We start from the raw sequence: 15,266 nt of genomic DNA on the forward strand, positions 1-15,266 counted from the left end.
CGCCCGTTTCACCCGCCTTGATGCCCCATTGTGACCCGCCACAACTGCATGATCGACGCTGGTGGGGTGGGGCGGGGGGGCGAAGGGGGTGGGGGTTAGTGGGGGTGGGGGTGGGGGTGGGGGTGGGGGCGGAGGGTGCGGAGGCGGTGCAGGACGTCGGTGCCGCCCCGGCCGAAGTGGTCGTGCAGGGCGCGGTACTCGGCGTACAGGTCGTCGTAGGCCGCCGCGCGGGCCGGATCGGGGTGCCAGGTCTCGCGTCGGCCGGCGCCCATCGCCGCCGAGGCGGCCGGCACGTCCGGGTACGCCCCGGCGGCGACCGCCGCGTGGATGGCCGCGCCCAGCGCCGCCGGGTGGGCGGAGTCGAGCACGTGCAACGGCCGGTTGAGCACGTCGGCGTAGATCCGCAGCAGCAGCCGGTTGCCGGTCAGCCCGCCGGCCACGGTCAACTCGTCGACGGCCACCCCGGCGGCGGTGAACGCGTCGACGACGGTCCGGGCGCCGAAGGCGGTGGCCTCCAGCAGCGCCCGCCAGATCTCCTCGGGGCGGGTGGCGAGGGTCAGCCCGACCAGCACGCCGCTCAGCTCGTGGTCCATCAGCACCGAGCGGTTGCCGCTGTGCCAGTCCAGGGCCAGCAGCCCGTGCCCGCCCACCGGCTGGTCGGCGGCCAGGGTGTCCAGCAGCTCGTACGGGCTGATCCCCCGGCGGCGCGCCTCGTCGGCGTAGCCGGCCGGCAGGGCGGTGCGGGCGTACCAGGCGAAGATGTCGCCGACCCCGCTCTGTCCCGCCTCGTAGCCCCAGGCGCCGGTGGTGACGCCCCCGTCGACCACGCCGCAGACGCCGGGCACCTCGCGGTACGCCGTCGCGTTCATGATCAGGCAGGTGGAGGTGCCGAGCACCGCGAGCATCCGGCCGGGCTCGACGGCGCGGGCCGCCGCGGCGGTGACGTGCGCGTCGATGGCGCCCGCCGCGACGGCGGTCCCGACCGGCAGCCCGGTCCACGCGGCGGCCGCGGCGGTGAGCCCGCCGGCCCGGGCGCCCACGGGCACGAGCGGACCGTCGACGCGCGGCAGCAGGCCGTCGAGGCGGGGGTGCAGGGCGCGCAGGAACTCCGCCGACGGGTACCGCCCGTCCTGCCGCAGCCCCTTGTAGCCGGCGGCGGAGACGTTGCGGGTCTCCCGGCCGCAGAGCTGCCAGACCAGCCAGTCCGTGGTCTCGATGAAGCGCTCCGCCCGGTCGAAGACCGCCGGGTCCTCCTCCAGCACCTCCAGCGCCTTGGCGAGCTGCCACTCGGCGGAGACCCGGCCGCCGTAGCGGGGCAGCCAGCGCTCACCGCGCGCGGCGGCGACGTCGTTGATCCGGGCGGCCTGCCGCTGGGCCGCGTGGTGCTTCCACAGCTTCGGGTACGCGTGCGGCCGGCCGCCCAGGTCGGGCAGCTCGCAGAGCGGGGTGCCGTCGGCAAGGGCGGGCAGCATCGTGCAGGAGGTGGCGTCGACGCCGATGCCGCACACGTCCCCGGGCCGGATCCCGGCGGCGCGCAGCGCGGCGGGCACCGCGACGCGGAGCACCTCGCGGTGGTCGTCGGGGTGCTGCAACGCCCAGTCCGGTGGCAGCGGCGTGCCGTCGGGCAGCCGCTCGCTGATCACCCCGTGCCGGTACGGGTGGACGGCCTCGCCCCGCACGGCGCCGTCGGCGACGTCGACCACGACCGCCCGGCCGGAGAGGGTGCCGAAGTCGACGCCGACGACGAACCGGGCCGGCCCGGCCGCCGGCCGCGCCGCGCCTTCTCCTGCCGCCGCGCCTTCTCCTGCCGCCACGGCTGCTCCCTCCCGCCGCGGCGCGCCGGCACCCGGGCGGGCGACCGGTCGGCGGCGGCGGGAGGAAACGGTAGCAACACCGCCGCGCCTGCGGCACGTGACCGACAGCCGGCGGCCCGCCCTGGGCCGGAGCGGCGGGGAGGCAGGGGCGGGCCGGGGCGTCAGGCCACCGGCCGCTTGAGGTGGTAGCGGTGCACCTCGGTGCTGCCCTGGACGTTGTTCACGTCCTCGGCGGCGGAGACCAGCTCCCAGCCCTCCCGGCCGGCCCGGTTGAGGTGCGCGATCGCCGTGTCGCCGTACGCGGTGATGTCCCGGCGCGACCCGTCCGGGCCGTACCAGGTGAAGCTGACGTGAAAGGCGCGGCCCTGCCCCTGATAACGGCGGACCAGCAACGCGTACTCCCAGGCGACCATGGCGTCCATTATGAGTGTCCACCCAGGACGGCGAAACACGGGCAGTCGCGCTTTGCCATGCGGTGAACGCGTTGTGTCATCCCACCTCGGCGTTCGTCGCCCGGCGGGCCGTCTCGTCGGCGACCAGCGCGACCAGCCGGTCCAGCCCGAGGTCGATCTGCTCCGGGGTCACGGCGCTGACCGACAGCCGCAGCGCGTCGACCGGGGCGCCGTCGTCGTAGAAGTGCGCCATCGGCGTCCAGAGCAGGCCGTACCCACGGGCGGAGCGGTGCAGCAGCGCGTCGTCGACCCCGAACGGCACGGTGACCACGACGAAGAACCCGCCGGCCGGGACGTTCCACCGCACCGGCGAGGTGCCCGCCGGGAAGCGCCGGGCCAGGCCGTCGACGAGATGGCGCAGGTTGCGTCCGTACGCGGCCCGTTCCCGGACGGTGGCCGCCACGAGGCTGCACCCGTGCTCCAGCAGCGCCCCGCCGACGACCGCCTGGGCGATCGGCGAGGTGTTCACCGTGACCATGCTCTTGATCTTGGCGAGCTGGTCGGCGAGCAGCCCCACCGTGCCGTCGGCGCCGGCGACGCGCTGGTCGGCGACCACGTAGCCCACGCGCGCGCCGGGCAGCACCGTCTTGGCGAACGAGCCCAGGTAGACCACCCGCCGCGCGGTGTCCAGCGCCTTGAGTGTCGGCGGCCGACCGGACCGCGCCGGCGGCCGACCCGACTCCGAGGCGGGGAAGAGACCGTACGGGTTGTCCTCCAGCAGCAGCAGGTCCTCCTCGGCGGCCAGGTCGAGCAGCCGCCGCCGGTCGGCCAGGCCGATGCTGGTCCCGGACGGGTTGGCGAAGTCCGGCATCACGTAGCAGGCGCGCGGGCGCAGCCCCGCCGCCCGGGCGAGGCGCACCTGCTCGCGCAGGTCGGTCAGGTCGATCCCGGCGGGGCCGCCGGCCACCGGCCGCACCGGCAGGTCCAGCAGCCGGGCGGCGCCGGTCAGCCCCACGTACGTCGGGGCGACGGCGAGCAGCACGTCGCGCGGGTCGGCCCGCAGCGCCCGCAGCACCAGGAACATCGCCTCCTGGCAGCCGACGGTCACCACGATCGCCTCCGGGTCGACCGTCAGCTGCTCGTCGACGGCGAGGTTGCGGGCGACGAGGTGGTGCACGATGCCCTTGGTGCGGCCGTACTGCAACAGCGTCCGGTGCACCTGCGCGGGGCTCTGCCCCAGGTCGTCGGCCAGGTGCCGGCGGAACCTCTCCAGGTGCCGGTGCAGCGCCGCGACGTCGAAGAACTCCTCGTACGGCCGGCCGGCCGCGAGCGACACCGCGTCGGGGTAGTGCTGGGCCACCTCGTTGAGGAAGTTCATCGAGTTCAGCGCCGGGTCGTCGACCGCCGGGTGCAGGTCGGCGACGCGCAGGTCCACCGTCTCCGGCACCGGTCAGCCCTCCCTGATCACGCGCAGCTCGCGGGCCGCCGCCGGGTCGGCGCAGCCGGCCAGCGCAAGGGCGTCGCGGAACTCGCCGGCCAGCAGCGCCAGCGCCGTCCGCGCCCCGGCCTCGCCGCCGGCGGCGAGCGCCCACAGCATGGGCCGGCCGACCAGCACCCCCCGCGCGCCGAGGGCGAGCGCGCGCAGCACGTCGACGCCGTCGCGCACGCCGCTGTCCAGCAGCACCTCGCACCGGTCCGCCACCGCCGCCACCACCTCCGGCAGCACTGTGGCGGTGGCCGGGGCCCCGTCGAGCTGCCGGCCGCCGTGGTTGGAGACCACCACGGCGTCCGCGCCGGCGGCCACCGCCAATTCCGCGTCGCGCGGGTCCAGCACGCCCTTCACCACCAGCGGCAGGGCCGTACGGCCGCGCAGCCACTCCAGGTCGGCCCAGGTCAGCGCGGGCGCGAAGACCTCGCCGGTGTGCGCGGCGATGGCGGAGACCCCGGGGGTGGCGGTGTGCGCGAGATCGTCCCGGCCGGCCGGCAGGTTGGCCGCCACCACGTGCGGCGGGATGGCGAACGCGTTGCGCACGTCGCGTCGGCGAGGGCCGAGGATCGGCACGTCCACGGTGACCGTCAGCGCCGTGCAGCCCGCCGCGTGCGCCCGGTCCAGCAGGTCGGCGACCAGGCCCCGGTCGCGCAGCCAGTAGAGCTGGAACCAGACCCTCGCGCCGGTCTCCGCGATCTGCTCGATCGGCACGCTGCTCAGGGTGCTGGCCACGTACGGCACGTCGGCAGCGCGGGCGGCGGCGGCCAGCGCCAACTCCCCCTCGGGGTGCACGAGCCGCTGGTACGCCATGGGTGCCACGGCCACCGGCATGGCGTACGACGCGCCGAGCAGCCGCGCCCCGGTGCGGGGGGTGTGCACGCCGCGCAGCACCCGGGGCAACACGGCCACCCGGTCCAACGCGCGGCGGTTCGCGGCGAGCGTCGTCTCGGCGCCGCTGCCACCGTCGACGTAGTCCCACACGTCGGGTGGCAGCACCGAGCGGGCCAGCCCCGCGAAGTCGGCCAGACTGGCCGGCGACGGCTGCGCCACCGGCAGGTCCGACTTCGGCAGTACGCCCTCCACCATCACCGGTCTCCCCTCACCCCGGCGCCGCCCCCACTGACGGTCGCCGCACTACCGGCCGATGCACCGCCCGCCACGCCGCCGGAAGCCGCGCCGCCGATCGCCGCCTCGGCGGTCGTCGCGCCGGGCGATCCACCACTCGCCGCGCCACCGCCTGTCGCGCAGCTACCCGCCGCGTCGCCGCCCGGCACGCCACCGCCCGCCGCGTCGCCGCCCGGCGTGCCGAGCCGGCCGCGCAGGAACGCGGCGGCCTGGTCCTGGGCGCGGCGGCCGTCGTCGAACGCTGCGGGCATGGCGAAGAAGCCGTGGACCATGCCGGCGTACCGGGTGAGGGTGGTGGGCACCCCGGCGTCGCGCAGCCGGTGCGCGTACCGCTCCCCCTCGGCGCGCAGCGGGTCGTGCTCGGCGGTGACCACCAGCGCCGGCGGCAGACCGGTCAGGTCCGCGGCGAGCAGCGGCGACGCCAGCGGGTGCCGCGCGTCGGCCGGGTCGGTGAGGTAGTGGCCCCGGTACCAGGCGACCGAGCGGCGGTTGAACAGCAGCGGGTCCTCGCCGTCGCCGTCGGGTACGGCGCTCTGGTCGGTGTTCGGGTACACCAGCAGTTGCGCGGCGAGGCGGGGCCCGCCGCGCTCCCGGGCCAGCAGGGTGACGGCGGCGGCGAGGTTGCCGCCGGCGCTGTCCCCGCCGACCGCCACGCGCTCCGGGTCGACGCCGAACTCCTCCGGGTGCGTGGCGAGCCACGCGGTGGCCGCGTGGCAGTCGTGCACGGCGGCGGGGAAGGGATGCTCCGGGGCCAGCCGGTAGCCGACGGTGACCACCTGGCAGGGCACCGCGTTGGCGAGACGCCGGCAGATGCCGTCGGCGGTGTCGACGCTGCCCAGCGTCCAGCCGCCGCCGAAGAAGTAGACCAGGGTGGGCAGCGGCCCCTCCCCCGCCGGCCGGTGGATGCGCACCGGCAGGTCGCCGGCCGGGCCGGGCACGCGCGTGTCGCGTACCTCGTGCACCGGCTCGACCGCGCCGCCGCCCGCGCGGATCGCGGCGAGGTCGGCGGCGCGGGCCTCGGCCAGGGTCTGGCTGTACAGCGGCGGGGTGCCGGCCGCCGCGCGGGCGGCCCGGTACGCCGCCACCTGCGGATGGACGCTCACGTGGGCCCTCCTCGGGTACGGCGGCGCGGGCGGCGGGAGTCGCCCGCCGCCCGCGCCGGTGTCACAGGCCGAGCAGTCGCAGCGGTACGGCGTCCGCCAGCGCCTGGTTGCCGGCGTCGTTCGGGTGGATGTGGTCGCCCGAGTCGTACGCGGGCAGCAGCCGGCTCGGCTGCGCCGGATCGCGCAGCACCCGGTCGAAGTCGAGCAGCCCGTCGAACTCGTCGCTGCCGCGCAGCCACGCGTTCACCGCCTGCCGGGTGGCCTCCTTCTCCGGCGTCCACACCCCCGGGTTGCCGTGCCCCTCGTACGGGCTGAGCGTCGTCACCAGGCTGCGCAGCCCGCGCGCCTGCACCTGCTGGTTGATCTGCCGCAGCGAGGCGATGATCTGCTCGGCGGAGTCGCCCGACATCCAGATGTCGTTGATGCCGAGTCCGGTGATCACGGTCCGGGTGTCGGTTTGCGCGAAGACGTCCTCGTCGAGCCGGGCCAGGGCGTTGGGGCCGAGTTCGTGGTAGCCGGGGAAGCCGCCGGCCCCGGGCTCGGGGCCCTCGTGGTTGAGCCGGTTGCCGGCGAGGCTGAGGTTGAGCACCCCCGGGGTGCGGACGTCCGGGCGGGCGTCGATGAGCCGGTCGGCGAGCAGGTCGGGCCAGCGCTTGTTGGCGTTGACGGTGCTGCCGTTGCCGTCGGCGATGGAGTCGCCGAGGACCACCACCGAACCGGGGCTGTGCCGGCGCTGCACGTCGATGCCCGACAGGAAGAACCAGCAGCAGTTCGGTCGGATCGTGAACCCGGCCCCGCCGGTGGCGGAGGTCAGGTCGCTGGCGCCGATGAAGTTGGTCTGCCGGGACTGGCCGTGGAAGGTCACCGGCCCGGTGGGGGTCGGGAAGTGCACGGTCAGCACGAGGTCCTGCTGGTCGCCGACGGGCAGCGCGACGGGGTCGCTGACCAGCTCGGCGCCCCGGTTCATGGTGGCCGAGGTGGCGCCGCCGAAGGTCAGCGTCCGCAGGGTCGAGGGGTCGATGTCGGACAGGTCGTCGGGGGTCGCGGTGTTCGGCTTCGCGACGGTGGCGCGGCCGACCTGGACGGCCTGCTCGCCGTAGGAGTTGCTGAGTCGGACCCGGAAGCGCTCTCCGCCGACGGTGGTGTGCACGACCATCCGTACGCTCTGGTCGTTGAGGCCGTTGTTGGTCAGGCCTGTCGCGTTTCCCCTGGTGACCGCGGCGGCCCAGCTGCCCGCCCAGACCGTGCGCTGGCGGGACGCCTCGGTGTCCGCCGGACCGGCGCTGGCCACCATCGCCGGGGCGCCGGCGACGAGCAGGGTGGCCGCGGCCGTGATGACATGCCATCTCTTCGGAGTCGACATTGAACCTCCATCGTTGGCAGCCCAGGGCCGTCCGCTGACGGCACCGCCTGGACGATGGTCCAGAAACCTAGCCGTCCCGTTTCACGACCGTCAATCAACCTGATCGACGCGATCAAATGTCCTCCGGTCCGTCCGGAGCGCCGTTCAGGCTCTGTCCGGTGACAGTCGGTGGTCCCTACGCTCACGGACGGCGGCGGTGCGCCCGCCCGGCCGCCGCGCCGTGCCGGGCCGCCCGGCACACGGCCACACTTCTGCGGCGAGGGGGCTGTCGGATGACCGACCGAGCGGTACGACCGGCCGGCTACGTGCACCGGGCGCTGGAGCTCTTCGCGGGCTTCGGCGACCGGGAGGCGCTGGTCGGAAACGGACACCGGCTCAGCTACGCCGAGGCCGCCGCGCGGGTGCGCGGGCTGGCTGCGACGCTGCTCGGGCACGGCGTACGGCCGGGGCAGTCGGTGCTGCTCGCGCTCGGCAACCCCGTGGAGGGGCCGCTGGTGCAACTCGCCCTGCACCTGCTGGGCTGCCGCACGATGTGGGTGGCCCCGGTGACGTCCCGCCGGGAGGTCGACGAGTTCGCCCGGCTGGCCCGTCCCGACGCGTTCGTCTTCGACGCCCGGGACCCGGCCGGGCTGGGCCCGGAGCTGGCCGCCGGGCTGTCCGGCGTACCCGTGTTCTGCCTCGGCCCGGGCGGCGCGGGCCCGGACCTGCTCGCCGCGGCGGAGCGCGCCGGGGCGGTCGAGCTGCCGGCCGACCTGCCGGCGCCGGAGTCGTTCCTGCAGACCAGCGGCACCACCGGCACCCCGAAGCTGGTGCACCACCGGGAGAGCTTCTACGCCCAGATCCTCGCCCTGGCCGCCGACTTCCGCGCCGCCGGGCACCCGCCGCTGCGGCACCTGTCGCACTCGCCGATGTGGCTGGCCAGCGGCCAGATCACCACGCTGTTCAACCTCTTCACCGGCGGGGTGCTGTTCCCGCGCGACGGCTGGGACCCGGCGCGGTTCATCAGGACCGTCGACCGGGAGCGGATCAACTCGACATTCGTCACGCCGCCGATGCTCTACGAGGTGCTCGACCACCCGGCCCTCGACGGCGCGGACTTCTCCGCCATGTTCATGTTCAACGTGGGCGCCGGGCCCGCCGCGCCCGCCCGGCTGCGCCAGGCGATCGCGCGCTTCGGCCCGGTGCTGCGGATCGTGTACGGCCTCAGCGAGGCCGTCGTCGTCACCGCCCTGCCGGGGCTGACCGACGACCCGGCGCACCCGCAGCGGCTGCGCTCCTGCGGGCGACCCTACGGCGACGTGCGCGTCGAGATCCGCGCCGAGGACGGCACGGTCCTGCCGCCCGGTGAGAACGGCGAGGTGTGGGTGCACACCGGCCTGCGCTTCGCCGGCTACCACGGCCAGCCCGAGCTGACCGCCGAGACGCTTGTCGACGGCTGGGTGCGCACCCGCGACGTCGGGCACCTCGACGACGACGGCTACCTCTACCTCGTCGACCGGTTGCAGGACCGGATCCTCACCCGGCGGCGCAGCTGGCCGATCCACTCCCGCCCGATCGAGGACGTCCTGGCGGGGCACCCGCAGGTACGGGCGGCGGCGGTGATCGGCGTGCCCGACGAGGCGGCCGGCGAGCTGCCGTACGCCTACGTGGTGCCGGCGCCCGGCGCGACGGTGACCGCCGGGGAGCTGATCGACCTGGTGACCGCCGAGCTCAGCGACACCTGGGCGCCGGGCGGGGTGGAGTTCCTGGACCGGCTGCCGCTCAACCGCTCGGCCAAGGTGGACAAGCGCGCGCTGCGGGCCCGGTACGCCGCGGACCATCCGTCGTCGGTCGAGCACCCGGAGGCGTCGATCGGCAGCCTGGCGTGACCCCCCGGCGGGAACTGACCGTCCTGGTCGCCGCCGACCTGATCTCCAACCTGGGCAGCCGGATCTCGGTGGTGGCCCTGCCCTGGTTGGTGCTGGAGACCACCGGCAGCCCGGCGAAGATGGGCGCGGTGGCCGCCGCCGAGACGCTGCCCTACCTGCTCTCCAGCGCCCTCGGCACGCCCTGGGCGGACCGGATCGGCCTGCGCCGCACCTCCATCCTGGCCGACGCCGGCAGCGCGGGGCTGATGGTGGCGGTGGCTCTCACCCCGTGGCTCGGCTTCGGCGCGCTGCTCGCCCTGGTCGCCCTGGTGGGCGCGCTGCGGGGCGTCGGCGACCGGGTCAAGCAGGCGATGTTCCGCCCGGCCGCCGAGGCCGCCGGGGTGCGACTGATCCGGCTGACCTCCGTCTACGACGGGCTGGGCCGGCTGGTCACCCTGCTCGGCGCGGGGATGGGCGGGCTGCTCGTCTGGTGGTTCGGGGTGACGCAGGCGCTGCTCATCGACGCCGCCAGCTTCGCCGCCTGCGCCCTGCTGGTCGGCCTGCTGGTCCGGCCGCCGGCCGCCGCGACGGGACCGGCGGCGCCGGAGGGCTACCTGCGCGCGCTCGCGGGCGGGTTCCGCCACCTGGGCCGCGACCGGATGCTGCTGACCATGCTGCTGGTGATCTCGGCGCTGAACATGGGGGTCAACGCGAGCGTCGCGGTCTACATCCCGCTCTGGGTGGCCGACGTGCTGCGCGGTCCCGCCGGGCTGGGCCTGCTGCTCGGGGCGTTCTCGGCCGGCGCGCTGCTGGGCAACCTGCTGTTCACGGCGTACGGTCCCCGGCTGCCCCGGTACCTGACCTTCGTGGTCGGCGCGGCGCTCGGCGGCGCCCCGCGCCTGCTGGTCCTGGCGCTGAGCGAGGAGCTGGCGGTGGTGCTGGCGGTGACGTTCGCCTCCGGCATCGGCATCGCGGCGGTGAACCCGCTGCTCGGGGTGGCGATCTACGAGCGGGTGCCGGCCGGCCTGCAGACCCGGGTGATCGGGCTGGCCGGGTCGCTGGCGTTCGCGGGCCTGCCGCTGGGCGCGCTGCTGGGCGGCTGGTCGGCCACCGCGCTCGGCCTCGCCCCCGCCCTGCTGGTCATGGCGGCGTTCTCCCTCGTGGTCACCCTGCTGCCGCTGCTGCCCGGCCTGCGGCCAGGGTCGACGGCGGCGGAAGCGCCGGAGCCGAGCGGGATCGCCAGCGCGACATTGACACGCCAACCGCGCGTCGTCCGTGGCAGCCGGGCACCGGAAGCCGACCGGCCGTAGCGTCGCGTCAGTCCCCCAGGCCCTTCTCCGGCCCCCGGACGTCGGCTAGCGTGCCGGCATGCCATCGACGTTGACCGAGGCGACGGATCCGTGGTGCCTGCGCGACGGGGAGAGCGCGACGCTGCTGCGCGACCACCCGTGGCGGCGCTTCGCGGTGCTGGGCGACAGCGTGGCCGAGGGGCTCTGCGAGCCCGTCGACGGCTATCCCGACGTGCAGTGGGCCGACCGCATCGCCGCCGAGCTGCGGGCCGTCCGGCCGGAGCTGGCGTACCTCAATCTGGGCCTGCGGGGGCTGCGGGCGCACGAGGTGCGCGCCGCCCAGCTCGCCCCGGCGCTGGCCTTCCGCCCCGACCTGGCGCTGGTGGTCTGCGGTGGCAACGACGCCTTCGGGCGGGGCTACGACGCGGACGCCGTCGACGCGGAGCTGGCCGCGATCATCGAGGCCCTGCAGGCGGCCGGGGCGGACGTGATCACCGTCGGCATGTTCGACGTGTCGCTCAGCCCCGCCGTGCCCGAGCGGCACCGCGCCGGCCTCGGCGAGCGGATGCGGCAGCTCTCCGCGCGCACCGGGGCCCTCGCGGAACGGCTCGGCACCCTGCACGTGCGGCTCACCGACCACCCGCTCACCGCCGAGGCGACGATGTACAGCAGCGACGGCCGGCACGGCAGCGCCCGCAGCGACGCGGTCGCCGCCGCCGAGACCGTCCGCCGCCTCGGCGCCCACCTCGCGCCCTGACCCGGCCGTGACGCGACTCAGCGGTGCTGGACCCACACGTTCGGCTCGACGTAGGTGCCCTGGTCGAGACCGAGGTCCACGCGCAACAGGCTGAGGCCGTCGGGGATGACGTAGTCGCCGCTGTCGGGAAAGGCCATGCCGGTCCACTGCTGCCACTCGGCGACGGTGCCGGTCATCGTCTGCGACCGGGGCGCCACGGCGATCGGCCGGGCACCCAGCCGCCAGTGGGTGCGCAGCCAGGGATCGAGCGGGGAGCCGTCCTCCCGGGTCCAGGCGGCGAACCGCTCGATCGGGGTCAGCGGGTAACGCGCCTTGAGGGTGGGTCGCACCGGGGCGACCACCCGCGACCAGCCGCGCTCCTCGGCCACCGACCGCAGCGCCGTGAGCAGGTCGCCGGCCAGGCCCCGGCCACGCAGGTCGGCACGCACCTGGGCGGCCATCACCACGAGGGTGTCGGGGGTCTCGTCGCGGTCGTGGCCGGTGACCGCGCGGCGCAGGGAGTCGGTGTAGCCCTCGGGCAGGTGCGCCGGGTCGCCGTCCCAGCGGATCGGCACCGCCCACCCCGCCGCGACGAGGTCGCCGTCGCCGTCGAGCAGCACGAGTTCCAGGTCGGCGAACACCTCCCGGACCCGGCCGAGGTACCGGCCGACCTGCCGGTCGGCCTTGATGAACGCCGGCCAGCCGCCCGCGAACAGCCGGTCCATCTGGTCAGCCGGCCGCGGCCGTGCCCGCAGCGGCTCCACGACGGTACGCATGGACGCCTTCCTACCAGGACGGTCACCGGCCGCACCACGTCAATTGGTCGGCCCGCCGATCGGCAGCCCGACGCCGCCCGCATCGACGCGGAACCGTCGGCGGGCCGTCAGACGTCGGTCTTCCGCGAACCGACCTGGACGCGGTCGCGGTAGGTGAGGGCGATCAGGTCCGCTTCCAGGTGGTCGCGGTCGGCGTCGTCGAGGATGGCGCCCCACAGGGGTGCGCTGTTGCTGCCGTCCGCGGCGGCGATGACCATGCGGACGATCGTGGGTTCGAGGCCGTCGTCGAGGAGAGCCTCCCGCCACTGTTGCGCGTCCTGCTGTGCGAGCGCCTCCAGGCCGGGTTCGAACATGAGATGCGCGGCGAGGGCGATGTAGTCACGTAACCCGGTGAGGTCGCCGGCGTGGGCGAAGCTCACCCGGATGTACGCCCTCGTGAGCCTGCCCGGCGTTCCTTCCTCCTCCTCGGCCGCGACCTGTTCGACGTCGTGGCGGAACTGGCCCATCAGATGGTTGGCCAGACCACTGAGGAGTTCCTCCTTGTTGGGGAAGTGGTAGAGCAGACCGCCCTTGGACACGCCGGCCGCCTCGGCGATGTCCGAGACGGGCACCGCGGTGCCATGCCTGCTGATGAGGCGCGCGGCAGCGTCCAGGATGAGCCGTCTCGTCTCGGCTGCGCTGCGCCCAGCGGTCCGTGCCATGTCGACGTCCTTTCTCCCCCGGTCACGAGAACACCGGGAGGTCAGTGCTCCGCTGGCGCAGCGTCCTTGTGGTTCGGGATGAGCGTGAAGGCCACGATCGCGGCGATCACCATGACCGCGCTCGCGATCAGGGTAGTTGCCTGCATGGCGGACACGAACGCCTCCTGCGCGGCCTCCAGCGCCCGGCTGCCGGGCGCCAGGACCGTGCTGGCCGCCGGCAGGGAGTCCTCGGCCCGGGTCGCAGCCCTGCCGGCGACATCCGCGGGGAGGGCGAGGTGGAAGCGGTAGAGCACGGTGATGACGGAGCCCAGGATCGCGATGCCGAGGGCGACGCCGAGCTCGTACGCGGTCTCCGCGACCGACGCCGCCGCGCCGGCCTTGGCCGGGCGGACCGCGGAGACCACGGCGTCGACGCTGAGGGTCTCGGCCACGCCGATCCCCAGGCCCAGCGGGACCATGGCGAGCAGCACCCAGCCCAGTTGCTCACTGCCTTCGAGCGCGGCCAGGATCGCCAGTCCAACGGCCCCGGTCAGCAGGGCGACGGCGATGGCTCGTCCCCGCCCGAGCCTGGTGAGCAGGAAACCGACGGCCGCGACCGCGGCCATCGCCGCTACCGCCGCGGGCAGCTGCGCCAGTCCCGCCCGCAGGGGGCTGAGCTCGCGGGCGAGCTGGAGGTACTGGGAGAAGAAGAACAGGACGCCGCTGAGGGCGAACACGGAGATGAAGTTCACCAGCACCGCCCCGCTGAACGCGGGATTGCGGAACAGGTCCACCTCGATCATCGGCGAGTCGACCCGCCGCTGACGACGCACGAACAGCACCCCGCCGACCACGCTCGCCACGATCGCGACGGCGGCGGTGACGCCGAACGCGCCCCCGGTGAGCTTCTTGATCGTGTACACGAACGGGATGATCGTCAGCATCGACAACGCGCTGGAGACCAGGTCGAACCGGCCGGGGGCGGGGTTGCGGGACTCGGGCAGGAGCCACCCGCCGACGATCAGCACGAGCAGCATCACCGGGAGGTTGATCAGGAACACCGAGCCCCACCAGAAGTGCTCCAGCAGCGCCCCGCCCACCAGCGGGCCGAGCGCGATGCCACTCGCCGCCGCGGCCGACCAGATCGCGATCGCCCGCGTCCGCTCGATCTGATCGGTGAAGATGTTCCGGATCAGTGACAGCGTCGACGGCATGATCGTCGCACCCGCCACGCCCAACAGCAGACGGGCCGCGATCAGCGCCTCCGCCGAGGGGGCGAACGCCGCCAGCGCCGAGGCCAACCCGAACGCGGCCGAGCCGATCAGCAACAACCGCTTCCGCCCGATCCGGTCGGCCAGGTTGCCCATCGTCACCAGCAGACCGGCCAGGGCCAGGGAGTAGATGTCCCCGATCCACAGGACCTGCGTCGCCGTCGGCGACAACTCCGCGGTCAGCGAGGGCACCGCCAGATAGAGCACCGTCGCGTCGATCGCCAACAACGACACGGCACCCACCAGCACGGCCAGCGACGCCCAGCGACGTGTGGGGCTCAACGCCGCACTCATCCACATCTCCCTAGAACTAAACCGTCCCGACGGTACAGTTCTACCAGGGAGAAGACCGGAACGACGAACCGTCCGGCTGGTGCGGGCGTACCGGATCACCGCGTCGGTGCTGGTGAGACTCGCCGAGGCGGGCGCGGCTGGCCGCCGACCGGGCCAGGGCGGCGGCTCCGCCGCGGCGGGCAGCGGCGCGGCGCCGGCCGGCGTGGCGCACCTGGCCGGCCTGGTCGGCCTGACCCGGTGACCGCGCCGACCGGGACCTTCCGACGACGCCGTCCCCCGTCGCGTCGACGTCGTCGGCGGCCGTGCCGCTCGCGGCGGCGGATCACTCCCAGCGGAAGTAGCGGGCCGCGAACCCGCCCAGCACCACGGTGAACGCCGCCATCACGGTCAGGTGCAGCAGCGTGGGCCACGAGCCCGCCCAGGCGTCCTGCACGGCCAGGGACGCGGCCCCCAGCGGAGTGAAGTCGGCGATCTTCCGCACCAGGTCCGGCATCTGCGGCCCCGGCGTCCACACCCCGGCGAAGAACATCATCGGGAAGTAGATCAGCTGGCCGACCCCCGACGAGGCCCGGGCGCTCGGCGTGACCGCCGCCACGAGCAGCGCGACGGCGCACATCGCGCTCGACCCGAGCGTGAACGCCAGCACGAAGCCGACCGCGTTGCCGGGCGGGGAGACGTCGAAGACGGTCGCCGCCACCAGCCAGGCCAGGCCGCAGGCGACCAGCAGTGCGGCGACGTTCACGACCACCTGCGCGACGAGCAACGCCGTCGGCGAGGCCGGGGTGGTCGACAGTCGGCGCAGGACGCCCCGCTCGCGGTAGCTGGCCACCACGGCCACCAGCGTCACCATCGTCACCGTCGCGATGGCCAGCGTCATGGTGATCGGCAGGTAGACCTCCACGGGACGCCGGCCGCCCATCTCCTCCGACGGGTCGCGGGTCCCCGGCAGGGCCAGGCCGAGCACCAGGATCAGCAGGGCCGGGAACGCGATGGCGAAGAACGTGCCGACCGGATCCCGGAGGAACAGCTTCGCCTCGACGCGGACGATCCTGGCAAGGGCGGTCATCGGAGGCTCCTGGCAGAGGTG

At 74.8% G+C, this 15,266-nt stretch carries 12 protein-coding genes and 2 pseudogenes; 4 read left to right on the top strand and 10 right to left on the bottom strand.

Annotated elements, in window-relative coordinates:
• Window positions 1–95: 95 nt before the first annotated feature.
• From ACN27A_RS05840 to ACN27A_RS05865, 6 genes and pseudogenes are all read right to left on the bottom strand, one after another.
• Window positions 96–1,814: a ribulokinase gene (locus ACN27A_RS05840; protein WP_421450243.1), complete on the bottom strand. Its 1,719-nt coding sequence runs from the start codon at window positions 1,812–1,814 to the stop codon at window positions 96–98.
• Between the two features lie 161 nt (window positions 1,815–1,975).
• Window positions 1,976–2,236, bottom strand: a complete 261-nt coding sequence (locus ACN27A_RS05845; protein WP_132234668.1) for a hypothetical protein — start codon at window positions 2,234–2,236, stop codon at window positions 1,976–1,978.
• Between the two features lie 67 nt (window positions 2,237–2,303).
• Window positions 2,304–3,708, bottom strand: a pseudogene (locus tag ACN27A_RS05850) (PLP-dependent aminotransferase family protein).
• Entirely contained in the window at window positions 3,657–4,781 is a 1,125-nt protein-coding gene (locus ACN27A_RS05855; protein ID WP_421450244.1) for an alpha-hydroxy acid oxidase, read from the bottom strand. Before ACN27A_RS05855 ends, ACN27A_RS05850 begins: the two are co-directional and overlap by 52 nt.
• Before the next feature lie 203 nt (window positions 4,782–4,984).
• Window positions 4,985–5,923, bottom strand: a pseudogene (locus ACN27A_RS05860) (alpha/beta hydrolase); the annotation flags it as partial.
• Window positions 5,924–5,984: 61 nt separating this feature from the next.
• Window positions 5,985–7,259 (bottom strand): SGNH/GDSL hydrolase family protein, encoded by a 1,275-nt coding sequence (locus ACN27A_RS05865; protein WP_421458378.1) that lies wholly within the window; start codon window positions 7,257–7,259, stop codon window positions 5,985–5,987.
• A gap of 299 nt (window positions 7,260–7,558) precedes the next feature.
• Between ACN27A_RS05865 and ACN27A_RS05870 the strand changes: the two genes are divergently transcribed.
• Genes ACN27A_RS05870 through ACN27A_RS05880 form a run of 3 tightly spaced genes read left to right on the top strand, consistent with a single transcriptional unit; the run spans window position 7,559 to window position 11,179 of the window.
• Entirely contained in the window at window positions 7,559–9,154 is a 1,596-nt protein-coding gene (locus ACN27A_RS05870) for an AMP-binding protein (protein WP_421450245.1), read from the top strand.
• Entirely contained in the window at window positions 9,151–10,443 is a 1,293-nt protein-coding gene (locus ACN27A_RS05875) for an MFS transporter (RefSeq protein ID WP_421450246.1), read from the top strand. Before ACN27A_RS05870 ends, ACN27A_RS05875 begins: the two co-directional genes overlap by 4 nt.
• Window positions 10,444–10,501: 58 nt before the next feature.
• Entirely contained in the window at window positions 10,502–11,179 is a 678-nt protein-coding gene (locus tag ACN27A_RS05880; protein WP_421450247.1) for an SGNH/GDSL hydrolase family protein, read from the top strand.
• A gap of 17 nt (window positions 11,180–11,196) precedes the next feature.
• Here ACN27A_RS05880 and ACN27A_RS05885 read toward each other — a convergent pair whose 3' ends face one another.
• From ACN27A_RS05885 to ACN27A_RS05895, 3 genes are all read right to left on the bottom strand, one after another.
• Window positions 11,197–11,934 (bottom strand): hypothetical protein, encoded by a 738-nt coding sequence (locus ACN27A_RS05885; protein WP_421450248.1) that lies wholly within the window; start codon window positions 11,932–11,934, stop codon window positions 11,197–11,199.
• A gap of 107 nt (window positions 11,935–12,041) precedes the next feature.
• Entirely contained in the window at window positions 12,042–12,635 is a 594-nt protein-coding gene (locus ACN27A_RS05890) for a TetR family transcriptional regulator (protein ID WP_421450249.1), read from the bottom strand.
• Window positions 12,636–12,676: 41 nt separating this feature from the next.
• Window positions 12,677–14,179, bottom strand: coding sequence for an MFS transporter (locus ACN27A_RS05895; protein WP_421450250.1), 1,503 nt, complete (start codon window positions 14,177–14,179; stop codon window positions 12,677–12,679).
• A 79-nt stretch (window positions 14,180–14,258) separates the two neighbouring features.
• Between ACN27A_RS05895 and ACN27A_RS05900 the strand changes: the two genes are divergently transcribed.
• The gene (locus ACN27A_RS05900) at window positions 14,259–14,420 is read left to right on the top strand and encodes a hypothetical protein (protein WP_421450251.1); all 162 of its coding nucleotides are present in this window, start codon (window positions 14,259–14,261) and stop codon (window positions 14,418–14,420) included.
• Window positions 14,421–14,501: 81 nt separating this feature from the next.
• Here the strand turns inward: ACN27A_RS05900 and ACN27A_RS05905 are convergent, their stop codons facing one another.
• The gene (locus ACN27A_RS05905; protein ID WP_421450252.1) at window positions 14,502–15,245 is read right to left on the bottom strand and encodes an ABC transporter permease; all 744 of its coding nucleotides are present in this window, start codon (window positions 15,243–15,245) and stop codon (window positions 14,502–14,504) included.
• Between the last annotated feature and the right edge of the window lie 21 nt (window positions 15,246–15,266).

The organism is Micromonospora sp. WMMD737 (genome assembly GCF_049179055.1).
Taxonomy (GTDB): domain Bacteria; phylum Actinomycetota; class Actinomycetes; order Mycobacteriales; family Micromonosporaceae; genus Micromonospora; species Micromonospora reichwaldensis.

What these genes read in the sequence shown, in the direction of transcription:
- ACN27A_RS05905 (WP_421450252.1), bottom strand. Translation starts at nt 15,245, where the DNA reads ATGACCGCCCTTGCCAGGATCGTCCGCGTCGAGGCGAAGCTGTTCCTC.
- ACN27A_RS05895 (WP_421450250.1), bottom strand. Translation starts at nt 14,179, where the DNA reads ATGAGTGCGGCGTTGAGCCCCACACGTCGCTGGGCGTCGCTGGCCGTG.
- ACN27A_RS05870 (WP_421450245.1), top strand. Translation starts at nt 7,559, where the DNA reads ATGACCGACCGAGCGGTACGACCGGCCGGCTACGTGCACCGGGCGCTG.
- ACN27A_RS05890 (WP_421450249.1), bottom strand. Translation starts at nt 12,635, where the DNA reads ATGGCACGGACCGCTGGGCGCAGCGCAGCCGAGACGAGACGGCTCATC.
- ACN27A_RS05855 (WP_421450244.1), bottom strand. Translation starts at nt 4,781, where the DNA reads ATGGTGGAGGGCGTACTGCCGAAGTCGGACCTGCCGGTGGCGCAGCCG.
- ACN27A_RS05880 (WP_421450247.1), top strand. Translation starts at nt 10,502, where the DNA reads ATGCCATCGACGTTGACCGAGGCGACGGATCCGTGGTGCCTGCGCGAC.
- ACN27A_RS05845 (WP_132234668.1), bottom strand. Translation starts at nt 2,236, where the DNA reads ATGGACGCCATGGTCGCCTGGGAGTACGCGTTGCTGGTCCGCCGTTAT.
- ACN27A_RS05885 (WP_421450248.1), bottom strand. Translation starts at nt 11,934, where the DNA reads ATGCGTACCGTCGTGGAGCCGCTGCGGGCACGGCCGCGGCCGGCTGAC.